This is a genomic window from Nonomuraea sp. MG754425 (genome assembly GCF_021699195.1).
Taxonomy (GTDB): domain Bacteria; phylum Actinomycetota; class Actinomycetes; order Streptosporangiales; family Streptosporangiaceae; genus Nonomuraea.
In genome coordinates this window covers 1-21,687 of the sequence record NZ_SSXE01000127.1, presented here as the reverse complement: position 1 = coordinate 21,687, position 21,687 = coordinate 1, and the positions used below count along the sequence as shown (strand labels likewise).

Here is a 21,687-nt window from a genome sequence, read left to right as displayed (position 1 = left end):
GCCACTCCTCGGTGGGCCGAGCGGCCTCGGCCTGGGGCGGGTCAGGCGCGCGGGGATCGGGCGGCGGGCGTGCCCGCCGGGCCGGCGTGGGCCGGGCCCTGGTCCGGCTCGGTGCGCCCCAGGAGCGCGAGCGCGCGCAGCTTCTCGTATCCCTCGCTGCGCGGCGGCGCGGTGAGCACGAGCAGGGCCTGCGACTGGTCCTCGGTGAACAGCACCTGGCAGTCCAGCTCGATGCCGCCGAGGTCGGGGTGGATGAGCACCTTGTGGTCCTCGAAGCGCTTGGCCACCTCGTGCCGCTCCCACAGCCCGGCGAACTCCGCGCTCGCCCTGCACAGCTCACGGACCAGATCGCCCGCCCGCGACCGCGGGCCCCTCGACCCGTGGGCGGCACGCAGGTTCGCGACCAGGGCGCGGCTCTGCCGGTCGCGGTCGCGCTCGGGGTAGCGCAGCCGCTCCGACGGGTTGGTGAACCACCGGTAGATCTCGGAGCGGGCGTGGCCGGTGTCGCCCGACCGGTCGCCGAACAGCGCCTCGGCCATCCGGTTCTGGACGAGCGTCTCGGCCAGGTCGGACAGGATGAGCGCCGGGGTGTCGGCGAGACGGTCGAGCACCCGCAGCAGCGCGGGGGCGACCTGGGTCGTGTCCGACAGCGTGGTGGGGGCGTTGTGCCCGGTGATGAGGAACAGGTAGTCGCGCTCGTCGCCGGTCAGCCGCAACGCGCGGGCGAGGGAGGCGAGCATCTGCACGCTCGGCTGCGGGCCGCGCCGCTGTTCGAGACGGGTGTAGTAGTCGGTCGACATCACCGCGAGGGCGGCGACCTCCTCCCGGCGCAGGCCCGGGGCCCGGCGTCGGGAGCCCTCGGGGAGCCCGACGTCCTCGGGCCGCAGCGCCTCGCGCCGCCGGCGCAGGAAGTCCGCCAGTGCCGCACGATCCATCTGACCATTATGTACGCCGCCGGCCGCTGCCCCGGACCGCCGTTCCCCCTGCCGCCCACACGACGACGGTCAACCAAAAGTAGCCATCTGGACACCCTTCGTCACGATCGGTCCGGGTAGGACCAGTCCCGCGCGGGCGGGAGCCCCGTTCCGCCGGGCGCATCTCACGCGAGAGGACTCGCTCCGTGCGGCGGACCCCGGCTCACGACCCCGTCCGGCTGGACCGGCTCGGGCAGGGGGCGCGCTCGCTCGTCCTGCCCGAGTTCTTCATGCCCTTCCCCGAGCGCCGTCCCAACCCCGCCCACCGCCGCGCCGAGGCGGGCATGTGGCGGTGGATCGGCGAGACGGGCCTGTGCCCCACCGAACCCGCGCGGGCCAACACCGAACGGACCATGCCCGCGCTCCTGATGGCCCTCTACTATCCCCGCGCCGGCGCGGGGATCCTCGAACTGCTCGCCCAGTGGACCGCCTGGGCGTTCATCGTGGACGACGAGTTCGACGACGGGGCGGCGGGCCGCGACCCGGCCACCGTGCTGGCGGCGATCACCTCGCTGGTGGACGTCATGGACGGCGCTCCCCCCGCCAATCCGCTCGCCGAGGCGCTGGCCGGCCTGTGGCAGCGCCTGACCGCCAGGTGCCCGGCCGCGTGGGGCCGGGTCTTCCGCCGCGACGTCGTCGCCTGGCTGAACACCTACTACGTCGAGGCCGTGGACCGGATCGCCGCGCCCGTGCCGTCCGGGGCGGACTTCGTGCTGCACCGCCGCGAGTCCGTCGGCATCCGGACCTTCCTGGACGGCTGCGAGCCGGCGCTCGGCCTGCACCCCCCGGACGCCGTCCGGCTGCTGCCCGCCTTCGCCGCCGCGCGCCGGGCGGCCTGCGACCACGTGGGGCTGATCAACGACATCTTCTCCGTCGGCAAGGACCTGGAGGTCGGCTACTGGCACAACGCGGTGTTCATCACCCGCCACCACGGCGGCCACACCTTGCAGGAGGCCGCCGGGCAGGTCAACGACCTGCTCACCGAGGTCGTCCACCGGCTCGTCGAGGCTCTGGAGCGGCTGCCCGCCGAACTGGACGCCGCCGGCGTCGGCGAACCGGCCCGCTCCCGCGCGCGGGCGCTGGTCCGCGGCTACCTCGACGTGGTGCGCGGCAACTACGACTTCCACTTCCTGGCGCCCCGCTACCAGCCCGCCACGCGCTCGCCCGACGGGCCGGGCGGCTACGTCGCGAACCTGTTCAGCCGACCGGCGCGCGGGCCCGCGGGCCAGGGGACGAGCACGAGGTGAGGATGATGATCGGCACGGACGTCCCGGCGGCGGCGGGCGCCGTCCCCCTGCTCGGCCACACGCTGCGGCTGCTGCGCGACCCGCTCGGCTACCTGGAGGCGCAGCGCGCCGCCGATCCGCTGGTGCGGCTGCGCCTGGGCCGCCGCGACTGCTACCTGGTCAACCGCACCGACCTGGCCGTCCGCGCGCTGACCACCCAGCAGGACGACTTCGACAAGGGCGGCCCGTTCATGGAGGCGGCGCGGCTGCTGGTCGGCAACGGCATCATCACCTGCGACGCCGACGACCACCGCGGGCAACTGCCGCTGCTCCAGCCCGCCTTCCACCGCAGGGGCGTGGAGGGGCACGCGGAGGTCATGCGGCGGTGCGTCCAGGAGGTCGTCGGGTCCTGGACGGACGGCTCGGCGATCGCCGTCGGCCCGGCGATGCACCGGCTCTCGTCCCTGGTCATCGCCCGCACGCTGGTGTCCGCCCCGACGGGCCACCGGGCCGCGGCGGTGATGGCCGAGACCCTGCCCGTGCTGCTGCGGGGGCTGTTCCGCCGGATGGTGCTGCCGCCGCCGTGGCCGCACCGGCTCCCCACGCCCGCCAACCGGCGCTTCGCCGGGGCGACCGCCCGTCTCGACGGCGCCATCGCCGAGGTCGTCGCCCAGTACCGCGGCTCCGGCGAGGGCCGGGACGACCTGCTGTCCCGGCTCGTCGGCGCGACGTCCGGGGACGGCCGCCGCCTGACCGACCGGGAGATCCGCGACCAGGTCATGTCGCTGCTGTCGGCCGGCATCGAGACCACCGCCACCCTGCTCACCTGGACCTGCCACGTCCTGGCCAGGAACGACGAGGTCGCGGCGAACCTGCGGGCCGAGGTCGATCAGGTCGCCTCCGGGTGTCCGCCCGCGTTCGCGGACCTGGCCGGCCTCCGGTACGCCAAGGCGGTGCTGACCGAGGCGCTGCGGCTCTATCCCCCGACGTGGATCCTCAGCAGGCAGGCGATCAGGGAGACCGGCCTGGGCGGGTACGCCGTGCCCGACGGGAGCGTCATCCTCATCAGCCCGTTCGCGCTGCACAGGGATCCCGGGCTCTTCCCCGACCCCGGCGCGTTCCGCCCGGAGCGGTGGCTGTCGCACGACGGCACGGCGCGCCCGCGCCAGTCGCTGCTGGCCTTCGGCGGGGGCCGCCGCCGGTGTCTGGGCGAGTTGTTCGGCCTCACCGAGGCCACGCTGGCGCTGGCCGCCGTCGTCTCCCGGTGGGACCTGCGGCCCGTGCGCCGCGAACCGCCCAGGACCGTGCCGCGCATGCTGCTCGTCCCGGAGCCGCAGCCGTTGCTGGTGCGCGAGCGGCGGTGATCGGGCCCGTGATCAGGCCCGTGATCAGGCCCGTGATCAGGCCCGTGATCGCACCGCTCCCGACCTCAGCCAGACCACGACCAGGACGGCGCCGACGGCGGGCCCGAGCCCCCACGCCACCGGCGCGACCGCTCCCATGAGCGCGGTGGAGTCCACGAACAGCGCGATCGCGCCGCCCAGGCTGAGCACGCCCACCACCCCGAAGGCCGCGGCGATGCCGCGTTCCAGGCCGCGCCCCCGGAAGGCCGCGGCGAGGAACAGGCAGGCCAGTGCGAAGAACAGGCCCCAGCCGAGCAGTTCGAAGGCGAACATCAGCGACGGCCAGCCGTAGGGCTGGAACCACTCCAGGCCCGCGGTCCGGCCCAGGCCGGGGCTCTGCCTGACCATCGTCAGGGCCACGAACCGGTTGGCGCACACGACCACGGCCAGCATGACGGCGAACGCCGTCGCCGCGAGCGTGAACACCTGCCGGCCGGCCGGGACGGCGAGGTGCACGGCGCACCACAGCGGCACCATGACCAGCGCGGACAGCAACATGATCACGTGGAACGCGGTCGTGTAGGGCTCCTGGGGCGGGAACGGCAGCCCCTGCGCCGTCATCACCGTGAGCAGTGCCAGGTAGAGCAGGGTCAGGGCGGTGAAGCCCGCGCCCGCCCACGTTCCCACGACCACGGGCGGCGTGCGTCCGTTCATGTCGTCCTCTCCGTTCCCGTTGATGGCGTATGGCGTTCACCATAATGGCGAATGGCGTTCGCCACCATATACTTTCGAGCACAGCGCAGGTCGAGGGGAAGGCCGTGATGGGCGAGCAGCACAGGACACGCACGCCGTCCGGCATCGAGCTCGCGTGGCGGGCCGCGCGCACACGTGGCGAGAGCGGAACCGGCGAGGCCCGGTCCGGCCCGCGGCCCGCGCTCAGCCTGGAGCGGATCGTCGCCGCGGCGATCGGCATCGCCGATCGGGAGGGGCTCGCCGCGGTGTCCCTGGCCCGCGTCGCCGCCGCCCTGGGGTCCGCGACGACCTCGCTCTACCGGCACGTCCGCGCCAAGGACGACCTGGTCGTGCTGATGCGCGACGCCGCCGCCGCGCCGCCGTCCGGCCCGCCGCCCGAGGCCGGGCACTGGCGTGCGGCCCTGGCCGCCGTCGCCTGGCAGATCCACGACCTGCACCGCCGCCACCCGTGGGTCCTGTCGGTGCCCGCCTCCGGCCCGCCGAGCACGCCCAACGAGCTGCTGTGGGGTGAACGCATGCTCGCGGCCCTGGCGCACACCGCCCTGACCCCGCACGACCAGCTCCGCGCCGTGACCCTGATCTACGGCTACGCCCGCGAGCAGGCCCGCCTCGCCCTCGACCCGGTCGTCGCCGGCGCAGGCGCGGACGGGGCGCGCGACTACTTCGGCTTCCTCGCGAGCGTCATGACCCCCGACCGCTATCCCCGGTTCTGCCGCCTGTTCGCCGACGAGGCGAACACCGGCTCGATCGGCCACACGGCCGAGGACTTCCAGTTCGGCCTGGACCGCATCCTGGCCGGGCTGGCCGAACTCGACCGCGACGGCTGACGACTCCCCGGGAGCGGGTCGCGGTGGACGCGATGCCAAGAAGGTGTGCGTTCCAGGCCGATGACTTTTCCCTTGACCTCCGGTGAGACTTGATGATCACGCCACGGGGTTGCCGCGTACGCCCCCGTCGCGACGCACATCACCATCCGCAGGAGTCAGGACATCATGAGCAACCTTCGAGCGCTGCTGGCCGCCACGATGGCGGCGGGCGCGCTCACCACGCTGCCGGTCGCGACCGCGCAGGCGGCGTCCGCCCAGACCTCCGCCCGCACGTCCGCCTCGGCGGCGGCGACCGCCCCGGTGCACCGGGCCGCCCTCGCCTGCAGCCGTCCCAAGGGCGGCAGGAGCAACTATTCGTGGGGTGACGGCCGCACGTCCGTCACGGTCTACTTCAACAACCACTGCTCGCACCGGGTCTCGGCGAAGCTGCACATCAAGAACGCCATCGGCCGGAACTACACCATCTGCATGACCACGAACGGCGGCACCCAGGGCAAGAAGAAGTACTCCATCGGAGCCGCCCGCACGCTGACCGCGATCACGAAGGGCTGCTGAGCCCCCGTTCATGAGGCCCGCCGGGATTCACCCGCGCGGGCCTCATGGACGGCCGGCGCCGCTTTCCGAAACGACTTCGACGAGTTTCCGGAAATGGACGCGGGGAATGGACGCGGGGAATGGACGCAACGTCAAAGAACCGGGTACTTCGTGCTGATGACAGCGCACCCGAATTCCCCGATCATGGATATTCGCCACCCCCGCCCGATCGACGAGAACCCCTTACGGCTAAAGCCCGGCCGACGCCATTCTCCTGCCGGCCCTTTCACGCCCGCGCGCCCTCATCACCGCCGACGACCTCACCGGAGCCCGACATCAACAGCCGGCCCACGCCGCCGACCGTCTCGGACCCGGGCAGGAGCGCGCTGCCCTGGGAGCAGGTCGAGCCGCTGGTCGCGGCCTCCGGCATCACCGACTGGGACCGGCCGCTGTCCGGGGCGGCCGACGTCCTGGTGCCGGTGTTCAGGAAGGGCACGCGCATCCCCGACCGCCTGCTGAGCGACGCGCTGGCCCAGGCCGAGCCCCGCTTCCTCGACGCCCTGCTGGACAACGTGGCCCTCATCCACGACCCGGCCAGGCTGGCGCGGCTGGTCGGGCTGGTGCTGGCCGGCGACGTCACGCCGTTCGCCGAGACGCTGCTGGCCCGGGGAGCCACCTGGAAGCGCGCCGACGTGCGGGAGCGGCTGGCCGCGACGGGGCACCCCCAGGTGGTCCGGACGGCGCACTGGCGCGAGCAGGCGTGGTCGTGGCGGCTGCGCCGCACGGTCGTCGCCGCGGCCCGGCCGGCGGATCTGTCGCCGGTGCTCGACCACGCCCGGCGGGTCCTGGACGCCCGGCAGCCGCTGCTCATGCGGGCCGCCGAGCAGGTGCACGCGCTGCTCGCGCTGCACGACCACGGCGGCGGCGTGCCACGGCTCGCCGCGATCGCCGCCGAACGGCTCGAACCCGAGGTGGCGGACGTCCTGCGGACCGTGCTCGGCACCGGCGACGCCACGGCGCTGCGCGCGGCGGTCACCCGGTCGGAGGGCACACCGGGCCTGCTGCCCGAACTGTACGACGCCAGGTCCCCCGGCGACCGGTCCCAGTGCCTGGCCTGGCGCGAGCCGCTGGACTGGCCGGCCCTCACCGAGGCGGCCCGCCGCGAACCGTTCGCCAAGGACGCCGCCGCGGCCATCACCGCGCACCCGGACTGTCCCCGCGCCCTGCGCGACCTGCTCTACGCCCGCCACCCCGTCGCGGTCGCCGAGCACGCCGCCCACCTGGACCTGGACCTGGTGCGGGCGGCCTGCCCGCCGCGCAGCCGGGCCAAGGCCGTGCGCACCGCGATCCGGCGCGGGCTCGGCCCCCGGCTCGGCGGCGCGGCCATGGTCACCGAGGCCGCCCCGGCGTCCGCGGTCCTCGAGGCGATGCGCGTGCGCCCGGCGGAACCCGGTCCCGCCGCGCGGGAGTGGGACGCCTTCGCCGGCCGGCTGGCGGGCCTGGTCGGGGAGCGACTGGGGGACGACGTCGGCGCCTGGCGATCCGTACGCGCCCTGCTGGAGGACTTCCCCGGCACCGTCGCCGAACTGCTCGCCCACGCCGCGGCGCGTCCCGCGGACGGGGCCTGGCCGCAGCCCGCCGGCCACCCCGGGACCTCACCGACCGGGGCCGGAGCCGCCTTCGTGACGCTGCTGGCAGCCGCGCCCTGCTCCGCCCACGACGCCCTGGCGCCCCACCTCGACGAGCGGAGCCGGCACGACCTCCACCGCCTCTGCTCCCGGCGGCCGACCTGGCCGGACCAGGAGCCCGTGCCCGGCCCCGGCGGCGAGGCGTCCGGGGCCGGGATCCGGACCGGCCGGACCGGCCCGGAGGGTTCCCGCCGCGAGTCCGCCGCCGGGCCGCCGGACTCCGGGGGCAGGCCGAACGCCCGGCTGAGGTCCGGCGTCCCGGTCGAGGAGGTGCTCGCCGAGTTCCGGATCGGGCGCAACGCCCGCTGGTTCGACCAGGCCGTGCGGCGCGGCCAGGTCACCTGGGAACAGGCCCTGGAGCACGCCCGTCCCGCCGGCGCGGTGCTCGCGCGGCTGACCCGCCTGCGGCTCGGCGACGGCTACGCGGCCCTGGCGGCGCTCATGCGCGACACCGTCAAGGACGATCCAGGAGCCTGGCTCCTGGCCACCGCCATGCTGCCCGGCTTCACCGGATCGGTCGCCGAACTGCTGCGCACCGCCGGGACGGCGGCGGGGTGAGCGGGCCGCCCGCGCGCAACACCCGGCGGGCCCACCGGCCGCGACGGTCAGCGGCCGGTCGGCTCGCGCCGCAGTTCCCTGGGCGGCAGCCCGTACGCGCGCCGGAAGGCCCGGCTGAAGTTGGCCGCCTGGGTGAACCCCCATCGGGCCGCGATGCTGCTGATGGGCACCTGGCGCAGGGCCGGGTCCAGCAGGTCGCGGCGGGCCCGTTCGAGCCGCTGCGTCCTGATGTGCCCGGCGACCGTCGTGTCCTGCTCCTGGAAGAGGCGGAACAGGTAGCTGGTGGAGATGTGGTGCCGGGCGGCGATCTCGCGCGGGGTCAGCTCCGGGTCGCGCAGGTGCTCCTGGACGAAGTCCTGGATGCGCTGCAGGAGCGCGTCCCGGCCGGAGGGCGCGATGACGGGGCGGTCGTCCAGCAGGTTGGCGAGCAGCGCCGACAGCAGGTCGGCGACCACGAGGCCCAGGCGCGCCCGGTCGGACGGGCGGTAGGTCTCCGGGTGCTCGGCCAGCTTGCCGACCAGGTCCGCCAGCAGCGCCGCGATCCCCTGGTCGGCCGCCAGGCTGCGGCCGAGCAGCGGCTCCACCCGGTCCTGCGGCTGGGTCAGCAGGAACCTGGGCACCGCCGCGACCGCCGTCTCGAACGGCGCTCCGGGGCTGGGCGGGCGGAAGTGCGCGCTGCTCACCCGGGTCACGTCGTGCAGCAGCAGGTCCCCCACCTCCGACGAGACCTCCCGGTCGGCCCAGTGCAGGCGCACCGAACCGGCCAGCGGGATGACGAGGTGGTAGAAGCCACCCGGCCCCGTGCCCCCCGCGTCCGTGACGGCCTTCCACCGGCTCGTCGGCTCGAACGCCTTCCGGCCGACGGTCACCGCGCCGAAGCGCGTGAGCGTGTCGCGCACCGGACCGGCCGAGATCCGGTGCTCGTGCGGCTGTTGTCTCATCCTCTCCTCACGAACGCGCCCGCCGGAACAGGTCACCGGGGCGGTGGGCTGTGGGTGCGCCAGGGGTTCCCCCCTTGGTGGACGCGTGGACGCGTGGATGCGTGGACGCGGGGACGTCGTTCGCCGCGAGCACGCCGCGCCACCGTTTCCCGGAGGCTTCCGCAGAGTCTTGACCACGGCGTTGAAACGACGATGAAAAAGCAGTGAATGGGCACTGAAACGGCTGGTGAGAGCCCTGACTCCGGGCCTTGCGCCCCGGTGGCGCGGCCGAGGAGCCGGTTGAGCCGCCGGTTGAACCAGGGGAACAGCGGCCAGTGCAGCGGGGACGCCAGTTTGGCGCCGCGCCGCTCGTGGGAGGCGCCGGGGATGACTCCGGCGGAGAAGACGCTGAGTTCGCAGCCCACGTTGAGGTCGATCTCGCCGTACTCCTTCCTGAGGAGTTCGGCGGCTTCGGCGGCCCGCGCCAGGTGGTCGAGGGTCTCGCGCGGACCGGCGTCGACGAGCCGGGGCTGCAGCCACACGTGCAGGCCGTCCTCCAGGGCGGCGGTCGCGCTCTGGACGAGCCGGTCGAAGTCGGTGACCTCGCCGTCGGCCAGGCCCTGGCGCAGGATCTCGGTCAGGAGTTCGGCAGCCGCCGGGGCGGCGGTCGCGTCGAAGCGCGGGGTGCCGTCGGCGGCGGCGTGGCTGCCCACGATGTCGGCCACCGCGAGGACGTGGGAGCGGTGCGAGCTGAGGTGGCCGAGGTTGGCGCGGATGTAGGCCCGCAGCTTGCCGGACGCGGTGCGCTCGGCGTCGACGGCGGCGCGGACGACCGCCCACGTGTCGGCGTTGATCTGCGTGACGACCTGCTCCAGCAGTTCGTCCTTGCCCGCGAAGTGGTAGGAGATCACGCTCTTGCCGGTCTGGGCCCGCTGGGCGATCCGCGACCGCCTTGGGCCCGGCGCGCGACGACCGCCGCGCGCCGGCCCCGCCGGATCAGGGGACGATCACGTGGAAGGCCAGGTCCGCCCCCGCCCCGTTGTTGCCGCCCGCGACGAAGACGTGGCGCTCGGCGCTGCCGCAGTCGGTGGTGTTGGCGTTGACGAACACGGTGGAGTTCCAGGGGGCGCCCCACCGCTTGGTGGCGACCGGCACGCTGCGCGAGGCGTCGTAGTCGGAGTCCAGCTCGATGCAGTAGCGGCCGGTGGCGATCTTGCGGACGCCGGTGACGCCCTTGGAGCGGACCACGGTGCCGTCGGCGTTGACGACGGCGGCCGCCCGGACGCCGGGGCCCTGGGCGCCGCCGAGCGCCGCGTAGGCCGCTACGGCGCCACCTGCGCCGACGACGCCGGTCGCGAGGCCGGCCAGGACCACCATGATGATCTTGCGCATGCGAAAGTCTCCCGATCGCACTAGGGGAAATGGCTGTGAGAGGTTCGTCCGGACATGCCTCCAGCCGAAGCGTTACCGAAAGTAGCGATCAACTACTCTGAGTGGCTATAGCGAAAAGGGAAGGTCGCCCTCCCCACCGATGTCGGCGGCCTCGGCCAGGCGCCGGCCGAAACCCGCCACGGCGGCCCGGAAGGCGGCCGGTTCCTCGACGGTGAAGGGGGCGTCGAGGAAGGCGAGGTGCAGGAGCAACCACTGCCAGGTGTCGAGCCGCAGCACCACCCGGGTGCGCTCGTCGCCCGTCGCCGTGAGCTCGGCGTCCTGGTGCTTGAAGGCGTCGGCGACGGCCAGGAGCGGCGCCCGCACGGTCAGCACGACCCGCTCGCGGTCCTTGTCGAGCCCGCGCCGCAGGTAGTCGAGCGCGGTGCCGGCGGGCAGCGGCCGCGGCGCGTACGTGCCGGTCGAGGCCCGCAGGCCGGTGACGCGGTCGAGGCGGAAGACCCGCCAGCCGTCCCGGCCGGTGTCGAAGGCCAGCAGGTACCAGCGCAGGTTGTGGTGCACATGGCGGTACGGCTCGACCTGCCGGGACGTGGCCGTGCCGTCCCTGCCGACGTAGTCGAAGGCCACCGGGTGGCGGCGCTGGATGGCGTCGGCCAGCGTGGCCATGACGTCGGCGCTGACGCTCGGCGCGGCGGCCACGGCGGTCTCCAGGCTCGCGCGGAGCTGGGCGGCCCGGTGCCGCAGCCGCTTGGGCAGGTACTGGTCGACCTTGCCGTAGGCGCGGGAGGCGGCCTCGTCCACGCTGCCCTCGGCGGCGCTGCCGGTGGCGGCGAGGGTGGCCAGGCCGAGCAGGGTCGCGATGGCCTCCTCGTCGTCGAGGACGAGCGGCGGCAGCGCCGTGCCCGCGCCCAGCCGGTAGTGACCACCGGGGCCCGGCCGCGTGTGGACGGGGTAGCCGTAGCCGCGCAGCCGGTCGATGTCGCGGCGCAACGTCCTGGCGCTGACGCCGAGCCGCGCCACGAGCTCGTCGGCGGTGAACGCCCGGCCGCTCTGGAGGGTGGCCAGCAGGTCGAGGATGCGCTGGGTGACGTCCGGCATGCCGCCAGTCTCCCCGAAGTCGCGGCCGGAATCCGGCCACATCTGCTCGTAGGTTCGGGCTCATGTCTCAGCACACCATCCGCATTCGCGGCGCCCGGACCAACAACCTGCGGAGCCTGGACGTGGACATCCCGCGCGGCCGGCTGGTCGTGTTCGCCGGGGTGTCGGGGTCGGGCAAGTCGTCGCTGGTGTTCGACACGATCGCGGCGGAGGCGGGGCACCAGCTCAACGAGACCTTCCCGCCGTTCACCCGCAACCGGCTGCCGAAGTGGGCCCGTCCGGAGACGGACGAGATCGGGGGGCTCTCGCCGGTCGTCCTGATCGACCAGCGGCGCATCGGCGGCAACGCCAGGTCCACGGTGGGCACGATCACCGACGCCTGGACGTACCTGCGGCTGCTGTTCTCCCGCGCCGGGACGCCGCTGGTGGGCGAGTCGAACCGGTTCTCCTTCAACCACCCCTCCGGCATGTGCCCGGCCTGCTCCGGGCTGGGCGAGGTGGTCGTCAGCGCCGTGGACCGCTTCCTCGACCTGGACAGGTCGCTCGCCCAGGGCGCGATCCTGCTGCCCGGCTTCGGCGACGGCGGCTACTGGCACACCCAGTACGCCGGCATCGGCAGCTTCGCCGCCGACACCCCGCTGCGCGACTGGACGGAGACCGAGCGCCAGGCCCTGCTGTACGGCGGCGAGCACGCCGCCGCCCTCGAAACCAGGCCGCCCAAGGAGTACGAGGGCGTCGTGCACCGGTTCGAGCGCATCTACCTGCGCACCTCCGACGACCTGTCCGACCGCAAGCGGGAGACCATCGAGCGTTTCACCCGCTCCGGGACCTGCCCCGGCTGCCACGGCGACCGACTCAACGAGGCCGCCCGCGCCGTCACGGTCGCGGGCCGCACGATCGGCGAACTGGCCCGCATGGAGATCGCCGAGTTGGCCGCCGTGCTGGAGAAGGTGAGCGAGCCGGCCGTCGCACCGGTCGTGGCGGCGCTCACCGACCGGCTCCAGGCGATGGCCGCCATCGGGCTCGGCTACCTGCACCTGGGCCGGGCCACCGCGAGCCTGTCCGGCGGCGAGTCGCAGCGGATCAAGACCGTCAAGCACCTGGGCAGCAGCCTCGTCGAGATGCTCTACGTCTTCGACGAGCCCACGGTCGGTCTGCACCCGCACGACGTCGGCTCCATGACCGCCCTGCTGCGGCGGCTGCGCGACAAGGGCAACAGCGTGCTGGTCGTCGAACACGACCCCGCCGTCATGGCGATCGCCGACCAGATCGTGGAGATCGGCCCGGACGCGGGCGCGAACGGCGGGCGCCTGGTGTTCCAGGGCACGTTCGACGAGCTGCGACGGGCCGGCACGGCGACGGCCCGGGCGCTCACCGGCCGCGAGACCATCACGAAGCGTCCCAGGGCCGCCGCGGGCACGATCACGGTGGCGGACGCCACCCGCAACAACCTCGGGAACGTCACGCTCGACCTGCCCGCCCGCGTCCTGACCGTGCTGTCGGGGGTCGCCGGGTCGGGCAAGTCGAGCCTGGCGGCCGAACTCGTCGCCCAGCACGCCGCGATCGTGATCGACCAGCGGCCGGTCAGCACGAACCGCCGCTCCACCCCCATCACCTACACCGGCATCGCCACGCCCGTCCGCCGGCTGTTCGCCCGGCACAGCGGCCTGCCCGCGAGCATGTTCAGCGCCAACTCCGCGGGGGCCTGCCCCGGCTGCAAGGGGCTGGGCGTCATCTACACGGACCTGGCCTTCATGGAGGGCCAGGAGAGCGTGTGCGAGACCTGCCGGGGGCTGCGCTTCACCGGCGAGGTGCTGCGTCACCGCGTCAACGGCCTGTCCATCGCCGACCTCGACGGCCTGACCGTCGCCGACGCCGCCGAGCGGCTGCCCGACCGGCAGATCCGCCGGGCGCTGCGCCACCTCGACCGGGTCGGGCTCGGCTACCTGCGTCTCGGCCAGCCCCTCACGACGCTGTCGGGCGGCGAGTGCCAGCGCGTCAAGATCGCCAGGGAGCTGCGGGACTCGGAGGGCCCGGCCCTCTACGTGCTCGACGAGCCCACCACCGGCCTGCACCCGCGCGACGTCGGCGTCCTGCTCGGCGTGCTCGACCAACTCGTGGACCAGGGGCACACGGTCGTCGTCATCGAGCACAACCTCGACGTCATCCGGCACGCCGACTGGCTCGTGGACCTCGGCCCCGGGCCCGGCAGGCACGGCGGCCGGGTCCTCTACCAGGGGCCGGTCGCGGGCCTGACGGGCACCGCCACCGCCGCCGCCCTGCACGGCCGAGCCCCCGGAAGCCGGCCGGAAGGGTCCGGCCTCTGAGGCGCGCGGGTCACAGGCACTCAGCCCGCCGGCTGGGCCGGATCGGCCGGTCCACCGCCGAACACCGCGTCCACGAGCCTTCGCTGGGCGTTCTGGAACGCCGCCGCGATGGACAGGCCGGCGTCGTCCACGCAGTTCAGCGCGGCGGTCAGGGTCTTGCGGCCGTCGGGGGTGCTGTACATCAGCGCGGCGTGGCCCACGGCGGCGCCGTTGTGCGAGATGACCGTGCCGCCGCCGTCGATGGTCACCACGAACACGCCCAGGCCGTAGTCCATGTTCGGGATGCCGGTCGGGTGCGGGGTGCACATCTCGGTCAGCAGCGGCGCGGGCAGCAGCCGGCCGCCCAGCAGCGCGGAGATGAAGGTGTGCAGGTCCCGGGTGGTCGAGATCATGTCACCGCCGGTGGAGATCCACGAGGGGTTCTGGCGGGTGATGTCGACCGTCCGCTGCCCGCCGGCGTCCTCGTACCGGTAGTAGGCGTGCGCGTGCGGTTCGGGGATCTCCGGCGAGGTGTCCGGCACCACGGTGCCCGACAGCCCGAGCGGCCCCAGGATCAGCCGCCGCATCTCCTCGGCGTAGGTGCGGCCGGTGACCTTCTCGATCAGCAACCGGGCCAGCACGTAGTTGGTGTTGGAGTAGCTCCAGCCCGTCCCCGGCTCGAACCGTGCCGGCTTGGACAGCGCCAGCTCCACCAGTTCCCGCGGCTGGTAGACCTTGAACCGGTTGTCCACCCACGCCTCGCCCGTGGTGCCGTAGGGGATGGGGATCCCGGGCACGACCGTCCCGTCGTCGTAGACCTCGCCGCTGAAGTTGAACACCCCGCTGGTGTGCTGCAACAGCATCCGCACCGTGATCCGCCGGTCCAGCCCGAACTCGGGCAGGTGGTCCGCCGCCGGGACGTCCAGCCCGACCTTGCCCTCGGCCACCAGGCGCAGCACCAGGGCCGCGGTGAACGTCTTGGTGTTGCTGCCGATCCGGACGTGTCCCTCGATCGGCGGCTTCGCGGCCCCGTCCAGCTCGGCCACTCCGGCGCTGCCGGCCCACTCGCCGCTCTCGTCGTTCACGCGCAGCGACACCCCGGCGAAACCGGAATCGACGATCTCCTCGATCGCCCGCCGCAGCTCCGGGCGGTCCTGTCCGGCAGCGGCCTGCGGCACGGCGTCGTCCGCGGCGGCTCCCCCGGTGGCGTCGAGGGCTTCGGCGATCTTGCGAGCCATCTCGGCCATGGTGGGGCTCGGCCGGCCCTGGTCGATCCGGGTGCTCTCGACGGCGACGAGGACGGTGCTGCGGAAGTTGCCGGCCTCGACCGGATCCTGCTCCTTCAGCAGGTCTATGGCCGCACTCAGGGCCGGCAGCACGCGGTCGGCGATCTCGGCCACGGACCGGCCGGCCAGGTCCCTGCCCTTGGGGTACTCGGCGAGCACGTGCCCGACCAGGCCGGTGGCCGAGCCCAGCGCGATGCTGCCGCCGGCGGCGATCTTGTGGGGCCGGCCGGCGGCACCGGCGGCGGCCATCAGCGACACCGCGCCGTACGCGGCGGTCCGCAGGGTGCTCTTGTCCTGCTCGGAAAGGGTGATCGTCATGGATCGCTGCTCCAGCTCCATCGGGTCCAGATCGGCGTCGTGCCGCTGCGCCGAGCTTCCACCCTGCCCCCGGGTCAACCTCAACCGTGATCCGGCTCACAGCCGCCGGGAGGTGGCGACAGCTTCGGGAGCAGGACGCCGTTCCCGCCGGGTGACAGCCGCGTCTCGCACGGGTTCGCTCCGGCGCCACCCGCCGCAGCCGCAGCCGCACCTCGACCAGGTGCCGGCCGGGTTCCGGCCGACACGGCCGCCCGCAGGTCCGGCTGCGCACGCTGCGCGGACGAGCCGGCTGACGACGATCCCTCCCGCCGACCGGCGCGCCACCGACCGGCGCGCAGGCTAGCGCGCCGCGTCCAGCCTGGCGCGCTGGTCCGGGGTGAGGTCAAGCTCGACGGCGGCCAGGCTCTCGTCGAGCTGGGTCACCGAGGACGCCCCCACCAGCGGGATCACCGGAACGTCGGCGCCGATCAGCCAGGCCAGCACCACCTGGTTGACGGTGGCGCCCGTCTCCGCGGCCACCTCCCGCACCGCCGCCAGCCGCGCGGTGGTGCCCGCGTGCTGGAACTCGGCCTCCAGCGGACGGTCCGCGCGGGTGTAGCCGCCCACCAGCAGCGGGGAGTAGGCCACCAGCGTGAGATCGGGCTCCTCCCGCAGGTAGGACAGCAGGTCGCCGCCGGCGCCGCCCGGCGCGCCGTCCGGCGACAGCTCGCTGGGCAGGTCGGTACGCGGGCGCAGGTAGGTGTGCCGGTACTGCAGCACCTCGTACCCGGGCAGGCACGCCGACCGGGCCAGCGCCCTGGCCCGCTCCACCCGCCACGTCCAGTGGTTGCTGACCCCCAGCAGCCCGGCGTGCCCCTCGGCGACCAGGGAGGCGAAGCCCTCCACGGTCTCCCGCAGCGGCACCCGCGGGTCGTCGATGTGGGCGTAGAGCAGGTCGAGCTTGTCCATGCCGAGCCGTTCCCGGCTGCGTTCGGACGCCTCGCGGATCGCCTTGGCCGACAGCCCTTCGGCGTTGTCGACGTAGCCGGTGCCGGGGGCGAGCGGCCGGGCGCCCAGTTTGGTGGCGATGACGATCTCGTCCCCGACACCGCGGCTGCGCCGCCAGCGTCCGAGCAGCGTCTCGCTCTCGCCGCCCTGGCCGCCGTTGGCCCAGAACGCGTAGTTGTTGGAGGTGTCGATGAAGGTGCCGCCGGCCTCGACGTAGCGATCCAGGATCGCCATCGACGTCGCCTCGTCCGTGTACGTACCGAATCGCATCGCCCCGAGGCTCAGCACGCTGACCTCGCGGCGCGTCGCCGGGTCCGTTCCGATCGTGCGATATCTCATGACTGAGAGTCTCCTTCCTGGAGCGCACTCCAGATCAACGGCGCCGCGCGGCGCCGGGACGGCTCACTTCAGGTAGACGTCGAAGTTCCGGTTGCGGAAGAGGTAGACCGGGGTGAAGGTCGAGTAGCGCCGGCCGGTGAAGGAGCTCTTCCAGCCCGAGTGGATGCCGATCGCCTTGTTGCCGTAGTACCAGGGGCCGCCGCTGTCGCCGCCCTCGCTGACGTAGTCCCGCACCACCACGCGGCCTTCCACGCCGCTGTAGTCCAGGTCGCTGATGTGCACGTAACTGCAGGAGCGGCCGCTGCTCTTGCCGAAGTGGCACACGTAGTCGCCGACGCTCGGCCGGCCGGACCGGCTGGTGACGCTGCGCTTGGTGTGCCAGGCCGAGTAGAAGGTGGGGCTGCCGGTGTAGGCGCCGGTCGTGTAGTAGGCCAGGTCGCCCCACTTGCCGTAGTGCCACCACATCCGCTTGGTGCTCGTGGCCCCGCCGTCGCTGCTGTGGTTCTGGTAGTAGCGGTAGGACTTGGGCTTCCCGCAGTGCCCGGCGGTGGCGACGCGCTTGTGGTGCGGACTGGGGATGCCGCGCAGGATGAATCCGGTGGTGCAGTCGTCGAAGTGCGCGCCACCCCGGACGATCTTGTCCTCGTCGCCCGAGTCGAGGTCGGCCTTGGTCACGTTGACGTGCATCCGGCCCGCGAGGGGCACGGCGGTGGCCGCCACCGTCGCGAGCGCCTCCGGTTGCTCGGCCGACCTGGCGGTGGCGGCGTACTCGACCTCGACGTTGATCGCGCCCGTGCGCACGTCGTAGGAGGTGGCGTTGCCGGCGACCCCGGCGCGCTTGTTGATGTCGGCGTGCACCAGGGTCTTGGCCTGCGCGATCTCCGTCTCGGAGAAGCCCTGCCCGCCCTGCAGGCGCACGGTGACGGGCAGCGTGCGCGCCAGGCGCACGGCCTCGTCCGGCACCTCGTCCTTGAAGCCGAACCAGACCCCGGATCCGTCGCTCTCCCGCTCCGCCCCGGCGAACTCCGCCGGGAACGACTCCCTCAGCTTCTCCCGGATCTCCATGTAGTCGGACTGCCAGCCGTGGCGGTCGATCGCCTCGGCGAGGCCGGTCCCGTCCAGCTTGGCGAGGTACCTCAGGTCCTCGAGTTCGGAGACCTCCAGGTCGTCGATCGCGATGTCGGGGGTGAGCAGGTCGCCGGACGCGTCCCGCTCGCGGGGTCCGGTCCGCTCGGCGACGTAGGCGTCCACCGCCGCCTCCAGGGAGATGCCCTGCCGGGCGGCGGACGCCTTGAGCCCGGCCAGGACCGGGCGGTCCGGCACCGGCTGCGACTCGGCCGCCAGGACGACCGGGGCGATGGTCGCCGCCGGTGTGGTCGCCGGTGTGGTCGCCGCCGGCTCCGCCGGGTCGGCGGACGCGGGCACGGCAAAAAGCACTCCGACGCCGATCGCGGTGATCGCGACGGCGCCGGCGTGTCTCGAACGGGGCACGACTGCTCCTCGTGTGCGGGCCTCATTGGCGGGAGCGACGTTAGTCAGGCCCGGTATGTCGGCGGTATCACCGGCCACGCGAAGACAGAATCGTGCTCTGAACAGCCTCTGACCTGCTGAAACTCCATGCCGGTCAGGTTCGGCGGGGACCCGGGCCGCGCACGTCACCGGCGGTCCGGGTCGCGCGGCGGTCAGGAGGACGAGACCGAGAAGCTGTTGGTGCGGAAGTCCATGCCGCCGCTGGAGGAGGTGATCTCGTAGCCGAACTGCACGTCGCCGAGCGTCACGTCGCCCATCCAGCCGTTCGTGCGCAGCCAGTTGAGCACGGCCTTGATGTCCACGCTGCCGGAACTGGTGTTGCCGGTCCTGACGAACGAGAAGACCTGGTTGGACCCGTTGCTGCCGCGATAGACGTCCCAGTTGTGGCCGCCCACCGAGGCGCCGGTCTGGCGGGAGCCGAGTGGCCCGACCGCGCCCTGCTTGTTCATCCAGAGCATGATCTCGTACGCGTGGCCGGTGTCCCAGATGTCGTACGCCGTCGCGTACGAGCCGGCGCCCGGCACGGTGACGTTGAACTGGCTGGTGACGCTGCCGAGCGCGCTGATGCGCCGGCCGACGTACCGGGTGGCGTTCGGGTACGCCTTCACCCCGCCGGTGTTGGGATGGTTGGCCCACACGCCCCAGTTGCCGTAGCTGTTGGCCCAGATGGTCTGCGGGCCGGCGCCGCCGCCCCAGATGTTGTTGTAGAGGGTGTAGCCGCCGTTGGTCCAGGTGCCCCACTGGTCGGTGGAGGACCAGGTGGCGGCGAGCGCCGGCGGGGCGAAGAGGCCCAGGGTGATCGTCAGCACGGTGACGGGCACGGCGGTACGCGCGATTCTGCGCATGGTTGACCCTTCTCTCGGACGGTTCGTGCGCGGGCCGGCCGGCTCTCGACACCCGGATTTAGTTTGGCTGTCGTCCAAATTAAATCGAGCGAGTGAGACACACTTTGCGCCCGCTGACTCCCGGGGTCAAGCCGCTGTGAAACTTTCGCGCGACCGCCGCCGCGCGGGCCCGTCCGTCCGGTTCACGCCCTCACTCGTGGCGCGGCAAGGAGGAGTACGCGACGTTCCGGCCCGCGTCCGGCAGGTTGCCGAGCTTGTTCACCTCGTGCGTCAGCCCTTCGAGCACCGCGCGCAACTGCACCTGCGTGACCTCCGCGAAGGTGCGCAGGTAGGCGATCCGGCGTTCGAGCTCCTCGGCTTCGACGGACTGGTACCCGTCGCTGGAGCGATAGACGCTCACCGCCTGGTTGGCGGCGGCCTCGGCCTGCTGCTGCGCCTCCTGCAACATGTCCTCGTACTGCTGGCGGGCCTGGCGCACCAGCCGCCGGGCGTAGTCCTCGGCCTCGGCGATCTGGGCGTCCGCCGTCTGCTGGGCCCGGGAGAGCAGGTTGACCGCGTCCACGTTGAGCCTGGGCGGCTGGCCCGTGGCTCCGACGTCCGTGCCGCGGTCCTTGTACCAGTTCTTCAGCCGCTCCACCTCGGCGCGCAGGTCGGCCTTCTCCATGTCGCCGTTCGCCATGTCCTCGGCGATGCGGTACAGGAAGGCCCGGACCTCGTCCTCGCTGAATCCGCGGTGCCCGAGTTTGGTGCGGGAGAACGCCTTGTTGCGCACCCGGTCCGGGGTGAGCCGCTGGCGGTCGTCCGATGGGCGCTGTCCCCACGGCGTCTCTTCCGTCACGGCTCCCTACCTCCAGCAGTGGTGAACTCGTCGAAACGGATGCGCGCGGGTGGCACGCCGGCGTCCAGGAGCCGGGAGACGGAGCCCTGCACCATCTCCTCGGAACCGCAGACCAGGACGTCCTGGTCGCGCCAGGCCCGCAACGCGGCGTCCACCACGTGGCCGTGCTCGCCGCTGAAGAAGGCGTCGCGGGAGACCACGGGCACCACGCGCAGCCAGGAGTTCTCGGCCTCCAGCTTGGCCAGCGCCTCGGCGTCGTACAGCTCGCGGGAGGTGCGGGCGCCGACGAACAGGCGGACCGAGCGGTGCGGGCCCTCGTAGGCCACCTGCTCCACCAGCGCCTTCAGCGGGGCCAGGCCCGTGCCGCCCGCGACGAGCAGGAGGTCTCCCTGCCTGTTCGGGCCGAGCGTCAGCCGCTCGCCCACGGGCGCGCCGACCTTCAGGACGTCGCCGCGCTGCGTGCCGTGCACCAGGGCCGTACTGACCGCGCCGCCGTCGACCACGCGTACGTGCAGGTCGACGGTGTTGTCGCGGCGCGGCGCGTTGGCGAAGGAGTAGAAGCGCCACAACCTCGGCCGCAACGGGACCGAGACCGAGGCCGACTGCCCGGCGCGGAAGGGGTACTGGTAGTTCAGGCGGGCCCGGATGACCGCGATGCCGGGGGCGCGCACCTCGTGCAGGATGACCTCGCCCTCCCACCAGGGCGGCGACGTCGCCGACGACTCCTCGGCCGCCTCGGTCATCACCTTGGCGACCAGCCCGTACGCGGCCGTCCACTCGTGCGCCAGGGCTGGGGTCCAGCGATCGCCGAGGAAGTGCTCCAAGGTGGCGAGCAGCGCCTGACCGACCGCCGGATAGTGCTGGGAGAGCACCGCGAACTTGCGGTGGTCGCGGCCCAGTTGCTGGAGGAACGGCACCAGCTCGGCCACCCGGTCGACGTTGCTGACGACGTGGCCCAGCGCCCCGACCAGCCGGTCGCGCTGGGTGGCCATCGACACCGGGAACAGGCCGCGGGTCTCCGGGTACATGAGGAACAGGGCGGAGTAGAAGAACAGCGGCACCTGATCCCCCGACTGGGCGACCAGATGCCAGCTACCCTTCAGAGCTTGCGTGTCCACTTATCCCGCGGCCCCGACGGGCCTTTCCACGATGGCCCCGCGCACCTGGCCCAGCACGCCCACGACGTGTTCCACCAGGTCGTCACCGGCGGCGAAGTCGTCGCGGAGCACCGTCACCAGGATGCCGCCGACCTTCTCGTAGTGCTCGCCGGAGATGCCCATGCCCTGGTGGGCGTCGCCCAGGTCACGGCCTTCGTACGCCTCGGGGCCGCCCAGGACGGAGCACAGCAGCACGACCATGTGCCGCTTGAGCCGCGCCAGGTCGACACCGTCGAAATACGGCTTGAGCTCGACGTCGTCGAGGACCACCGTGTAGAAGCGGTCGACCACGTCGCGAATGGCGGAAGCGCCGACCTGCTCATAGTACGAAGCCATAGAGATTACAGACCTCCTGAAAGGAACGGAATTTCACGCGTGTTCACACGCGGTGAATTCGCCGCCTCGATGCCGCCGTGGAGCCCATCACCGGCCGGTGCGGCCGGCCGGGCGCCCCATGGCCGTCGCCAGGGCATCGGGGTTTCTTCACCATCAAGTTTTCCGAGCTCGTAAGCATGTGTCAGAAACCCTAGGGGGTGATCAGATCCCCCGCAACCCGGATCAGAACGACAAGTCCCTGCTTTTCCATCAGCACTTCCGCCTTCCTGGGCCATTCCACGCGGACGGCTCGATACCCGCAGTTCACGGCCGAAAACCCGCCCGCGCCGCCACTCCGATCGCGCTGATGCGCGGCGTGTCCGGGCATGTGCGACGAGTTAATTCGCGGTGCGTTATTGAATCCGCCACCGGAATACGGTGGCGAAAGAAACGACC

The 21,687-nt window shown here is 72.9% G+C and carries 21 protein-coding genes; 6 read left to right on the top strand and 15 right to left on the bottom strand.

Annotated features, from left to right (window positions below; genetic code table 11):
* Window positions 1-41: 41 nt before the first annotated feature.
* Window positions 42-935 (bottom strand): helix-turn-helix transcriptional regulator, encoded by an 894-nt coding sequence (locus FAF44_RS35160; RefSeq protein WP_237107660.1) that lies wholly within the window; start codon window positions 933-935, stop codon window positions 42-44.
* A 185-nt stretch (window positions 936-1,120) separates the two neighbouring features.
* On the opposite strand from FAF44_RS35160, the gene FAF44_RS35155 reads away from it, so the two are divergent.
* Together FAF44_RS35155 and FAF44_RS35150 are read left to right on the top strand one after the other, a co-directional pair.
* The gene (locus tag FAF44_RS35155) at window positions 1,121-2,221 is read left to right on the top strand and encodes a hypothetical protein (protein ID WP_237107659.1); all 1,101 of its coding nucleotides are present in this window, start codon (window positions 1,121-1,123) and stop codon (window positions 2,219-2,221) included.
* Between the two features lie 2 nt (window positions 2,222-2,223).
* The gene (locus FAF44_RS35150; RefSeq protein ID WP_237107666.1) at window positions 2,224-3,564 is read left to right on the top strand and encodes a cytochrome P450; all 1,341 of its coding nucleotides are present in this window, start codon (window positions 2,224-2,226) and stop codon (window positions 3,562-3,564) included.
* A gap of 36 nt (window positions 3,565-3,600) precedes the next feature.
* On the opposite strand, the gene FAF44_RS35145 is transcribed toward FAF44_RS35150, so the two are convergent.
* A complete protein-coding gene (locus tag FAF44_RS35145) occupies window positions 3,601-4,257 on the bottom strand; it encodes a hypothetical protein (protein ID WP_237107658.1) in 657 nt (218 codons plus the stop codon).
* Between the two features lie 107 nt (window positions 4,258-4,364).
* Here FAF44_RS35145 and FAF44_RS35140 point away from each other — a divergent pair, with 107 nt between their 5' ends.
* Window positions 4,365-5,123 (top strand): TetR/AcrR family transcriptional regulator, encoded by a 759-nt coding sequence (locus FAF44_RS35140; RefSeq protein WP_237107657.1) that lies wholly within the window; start codon window positions 4,365-4,367, stop codon window positions 5,121-5,123.
* A 165-nt stretch (window positions 5,124-5,288) separates the two neighbouring features.
* Window positions 5,289-5,678 (top strand): hypothetical protein, encoded by a 390-nt coding sequence (locus FAF44_RS35135; protein WP_237107656.1) that lies wholly within the window; start codon window positions 5,289-5,291, stop codon window positions 5,676-5,678.
* Window positions 5,679-5,943: 265 nt separating this feature from the next.
* On the opposite strand, the gene FAF44_RS35130 is transcribed toward FAF44_RS35135, so the two are convergent.
* A complete protein-coding gene (locus FAF44_RS35130; protein WP_237107655.1) occupies window positions 5,944-6,153 on the bottom strand; it encodes a hypothetical protein in 210 nt (69 codons plus the stop codon).
* On the opposite strand from FAF44_RS35130, the gene FAF44_RS35125 reads away from it, so the two are divergent.
* A complete protein-coding gene (locus FAF44_RS35125; protein ID WP_237107654.1) occupies window positions 6,137-7,903 on the top strand; it encodes a hypothetical protein in 1,767 nt (588 codons plus the stop codon). The genes FAF44_RS35130 and FAF44_RS35125 overlap by 17 nt on opposite strands.
* A gap of 47 nt (window positions 7,904-7,950) precedes the next feature.
* Here the strand turns inward: FAF44_RS35125 and FAF44_RS35120 are convergent, their stop codons facing one another.
* From FAF44_RS35120 to FAF44_RS35105, 4 genes are all read right to left on the bottom strand, one after another.
* Entirely contained in the window at window positions 7,951-8,844 is an 894-nt protein-coding gene (locus FAF44_RS35120; RefSeq protein ID WP_237107653.1) for a helix-turn-helix domain-containing protein, read from the bottom strand.
* A gap of 32 nt (window positions 8,845-8,876) precedes the next feature.
* Window positions 8,877-9,734 (bottom strand): TetR/AcrR family transcriptional regulator, encoded by an 858-nt coding sequence (locus FAF44_RS35115; protein ID WP_237107652.1) that lies wholly within the window; start codon window positions 9,732-9,734, stop codon window positions 8,877-8,879.
* 85 nt (window positions 9,735-9,819) lie between these two features.
* The gene (locus FAF44_RS35110) at window positions 9,820-10,215 is read right to left on the bottom strand and encodes a hypothetical protein (RefSeq protein ID WP_237107651.1); all 396 of its coding nucleotides are present in this window, start codon (window positions 10,213-10,215) and stop codon (window positions 9,820-9,822) included.
* A 105-nt stretch (window positions 10,216-10,320) separates the two neighbouring features.
* Window positions 10,321-11,310, bottom strand: coding sequence for a YafY family protein (locus FAF44_RS35105; protein ID WP_237107650.1), 990 nt, complete (start codon window positions 11,308-11,310; stop codon window positions 10,321-10,323).
* A gap of 62 nt (window positions 11,311-11,372) precedes the next feature.
* Between FAF44_RS35105 and FAF44_RS35100 the strand changes: the two genes are divergently transcribed.
* Window positions 11,373-13,637: an excinuclease ABC subunit UvrA gene (locus tag FAF44_RS35100; protein WP_237107649.1), complete on the top strand. Its 2,265-nt coding sequence runs from the start codon at window positions 11,373-11,375 to the stop codon at window positions 13,635-13,637.
* A gap of 20 nt (window positions 13,638-13,657) precedes the next feature.
* On the opposite strand, the gene FAF44_RS35095 is transcribed toward FAF44_RS35100, so the two are convergent.
* From FAF44_RS35095 to FAF44_RS35060, 8 genes are all read right to left on the bottom strand, one after another.
* Complete coding sequence (locus tag FAF44_RS35095; protein WP_237107648.1) at window positions 13,658-15,220, bottom strand: serine hydrolase; 1,563 nt, start codon at window positions 15,218-15,220, stop codon at window positions 13,658-13,660.
* A gap of 339 nt (window positions 15,221-15,559) precedes the next feature.
* Window positions 15,560-16,546 (bottom strand): aldo/keto reductase, encoded by a 987-nt coding sequence (locus FAF44_RS35090; RefSeq protein ID WP_237107647.1) that lies wholly within the window; start codon window positions 16,544-16,546, stop codon window positions 15,560-15,562.
* A 63-nt stretch (window positions 16,547-16,609) separates the two neighbouring features.
* Window positions 16,610-18,037, bottom strand: a complete 1,428-nt coding sequence (locus FAF44_RS35085; RefSeq protein ID WP_237107646.1) for a S1 family peptidase — start codon at window positions 18,035-18,037, stop codon at window positions 16,610-16,612.
* A gap of 191 nt (window positions 18,038-18,228) precedes the next feature.
* Window positions 18,229-18,921, bottom strand: a complete 693-nt coding sequence (locus tag FAF44_RS35080) for a hypothetical protein (RefSeq protein WP_237107645.1) — start codon at window positions 18,919-18,921, stop codon at window positions 18,229-18,231.
* Window positions 18,922-19,111: 190 nt separating this feature from the next.
* Window positions 19,112-19,759 (bottom strand): DivIVA domain-containing protein, encoded by a 648-nt coding sequence (locus tag FAF44_RS35075; RefSeq protein ID WP_237107644.1) that lies wholly within the window; start codon window positions 19,757-19,759, stop codon window positions 19,112-19,114.
* Window positions 19,756-20,877 carry a globin domain-containing protein gene (locus FAF44_RS35070; protein WP_237107643.1) on the bottom strand — a complete coding sequence of 374 codons (1,122 nt, stop codon included), beginning with the start codon at window positions 20,875-20,877 and terminating at the stop codon, window positions 19,756-19,758. The genes FAF44_RS35075 and FAF44_RS35070 overlap by 4 nt, the downstream gene beginning before the upstream one ends.
* Window positions 20,878-21,252: a group 1 truncated hemoglobin gene (locus tag FAF44_RS35065; protein WP_237107642.1), complete on the bottom strand. Its 375-nt coding sequence runs from the start codon at window positions 21,250-21,252 to the stop codon at window positions 20,878-20,880.
* 190 nt (window positions 21,253-21,442) lie between these two features.
* Window positions 21,443-21,687: hypothetical protein (locus FAF44_RS35060; RefSeq protein ID WP_237107641.1), on the bottom strand; the 245-nt coding region annotated here is incomplete at its 5' end.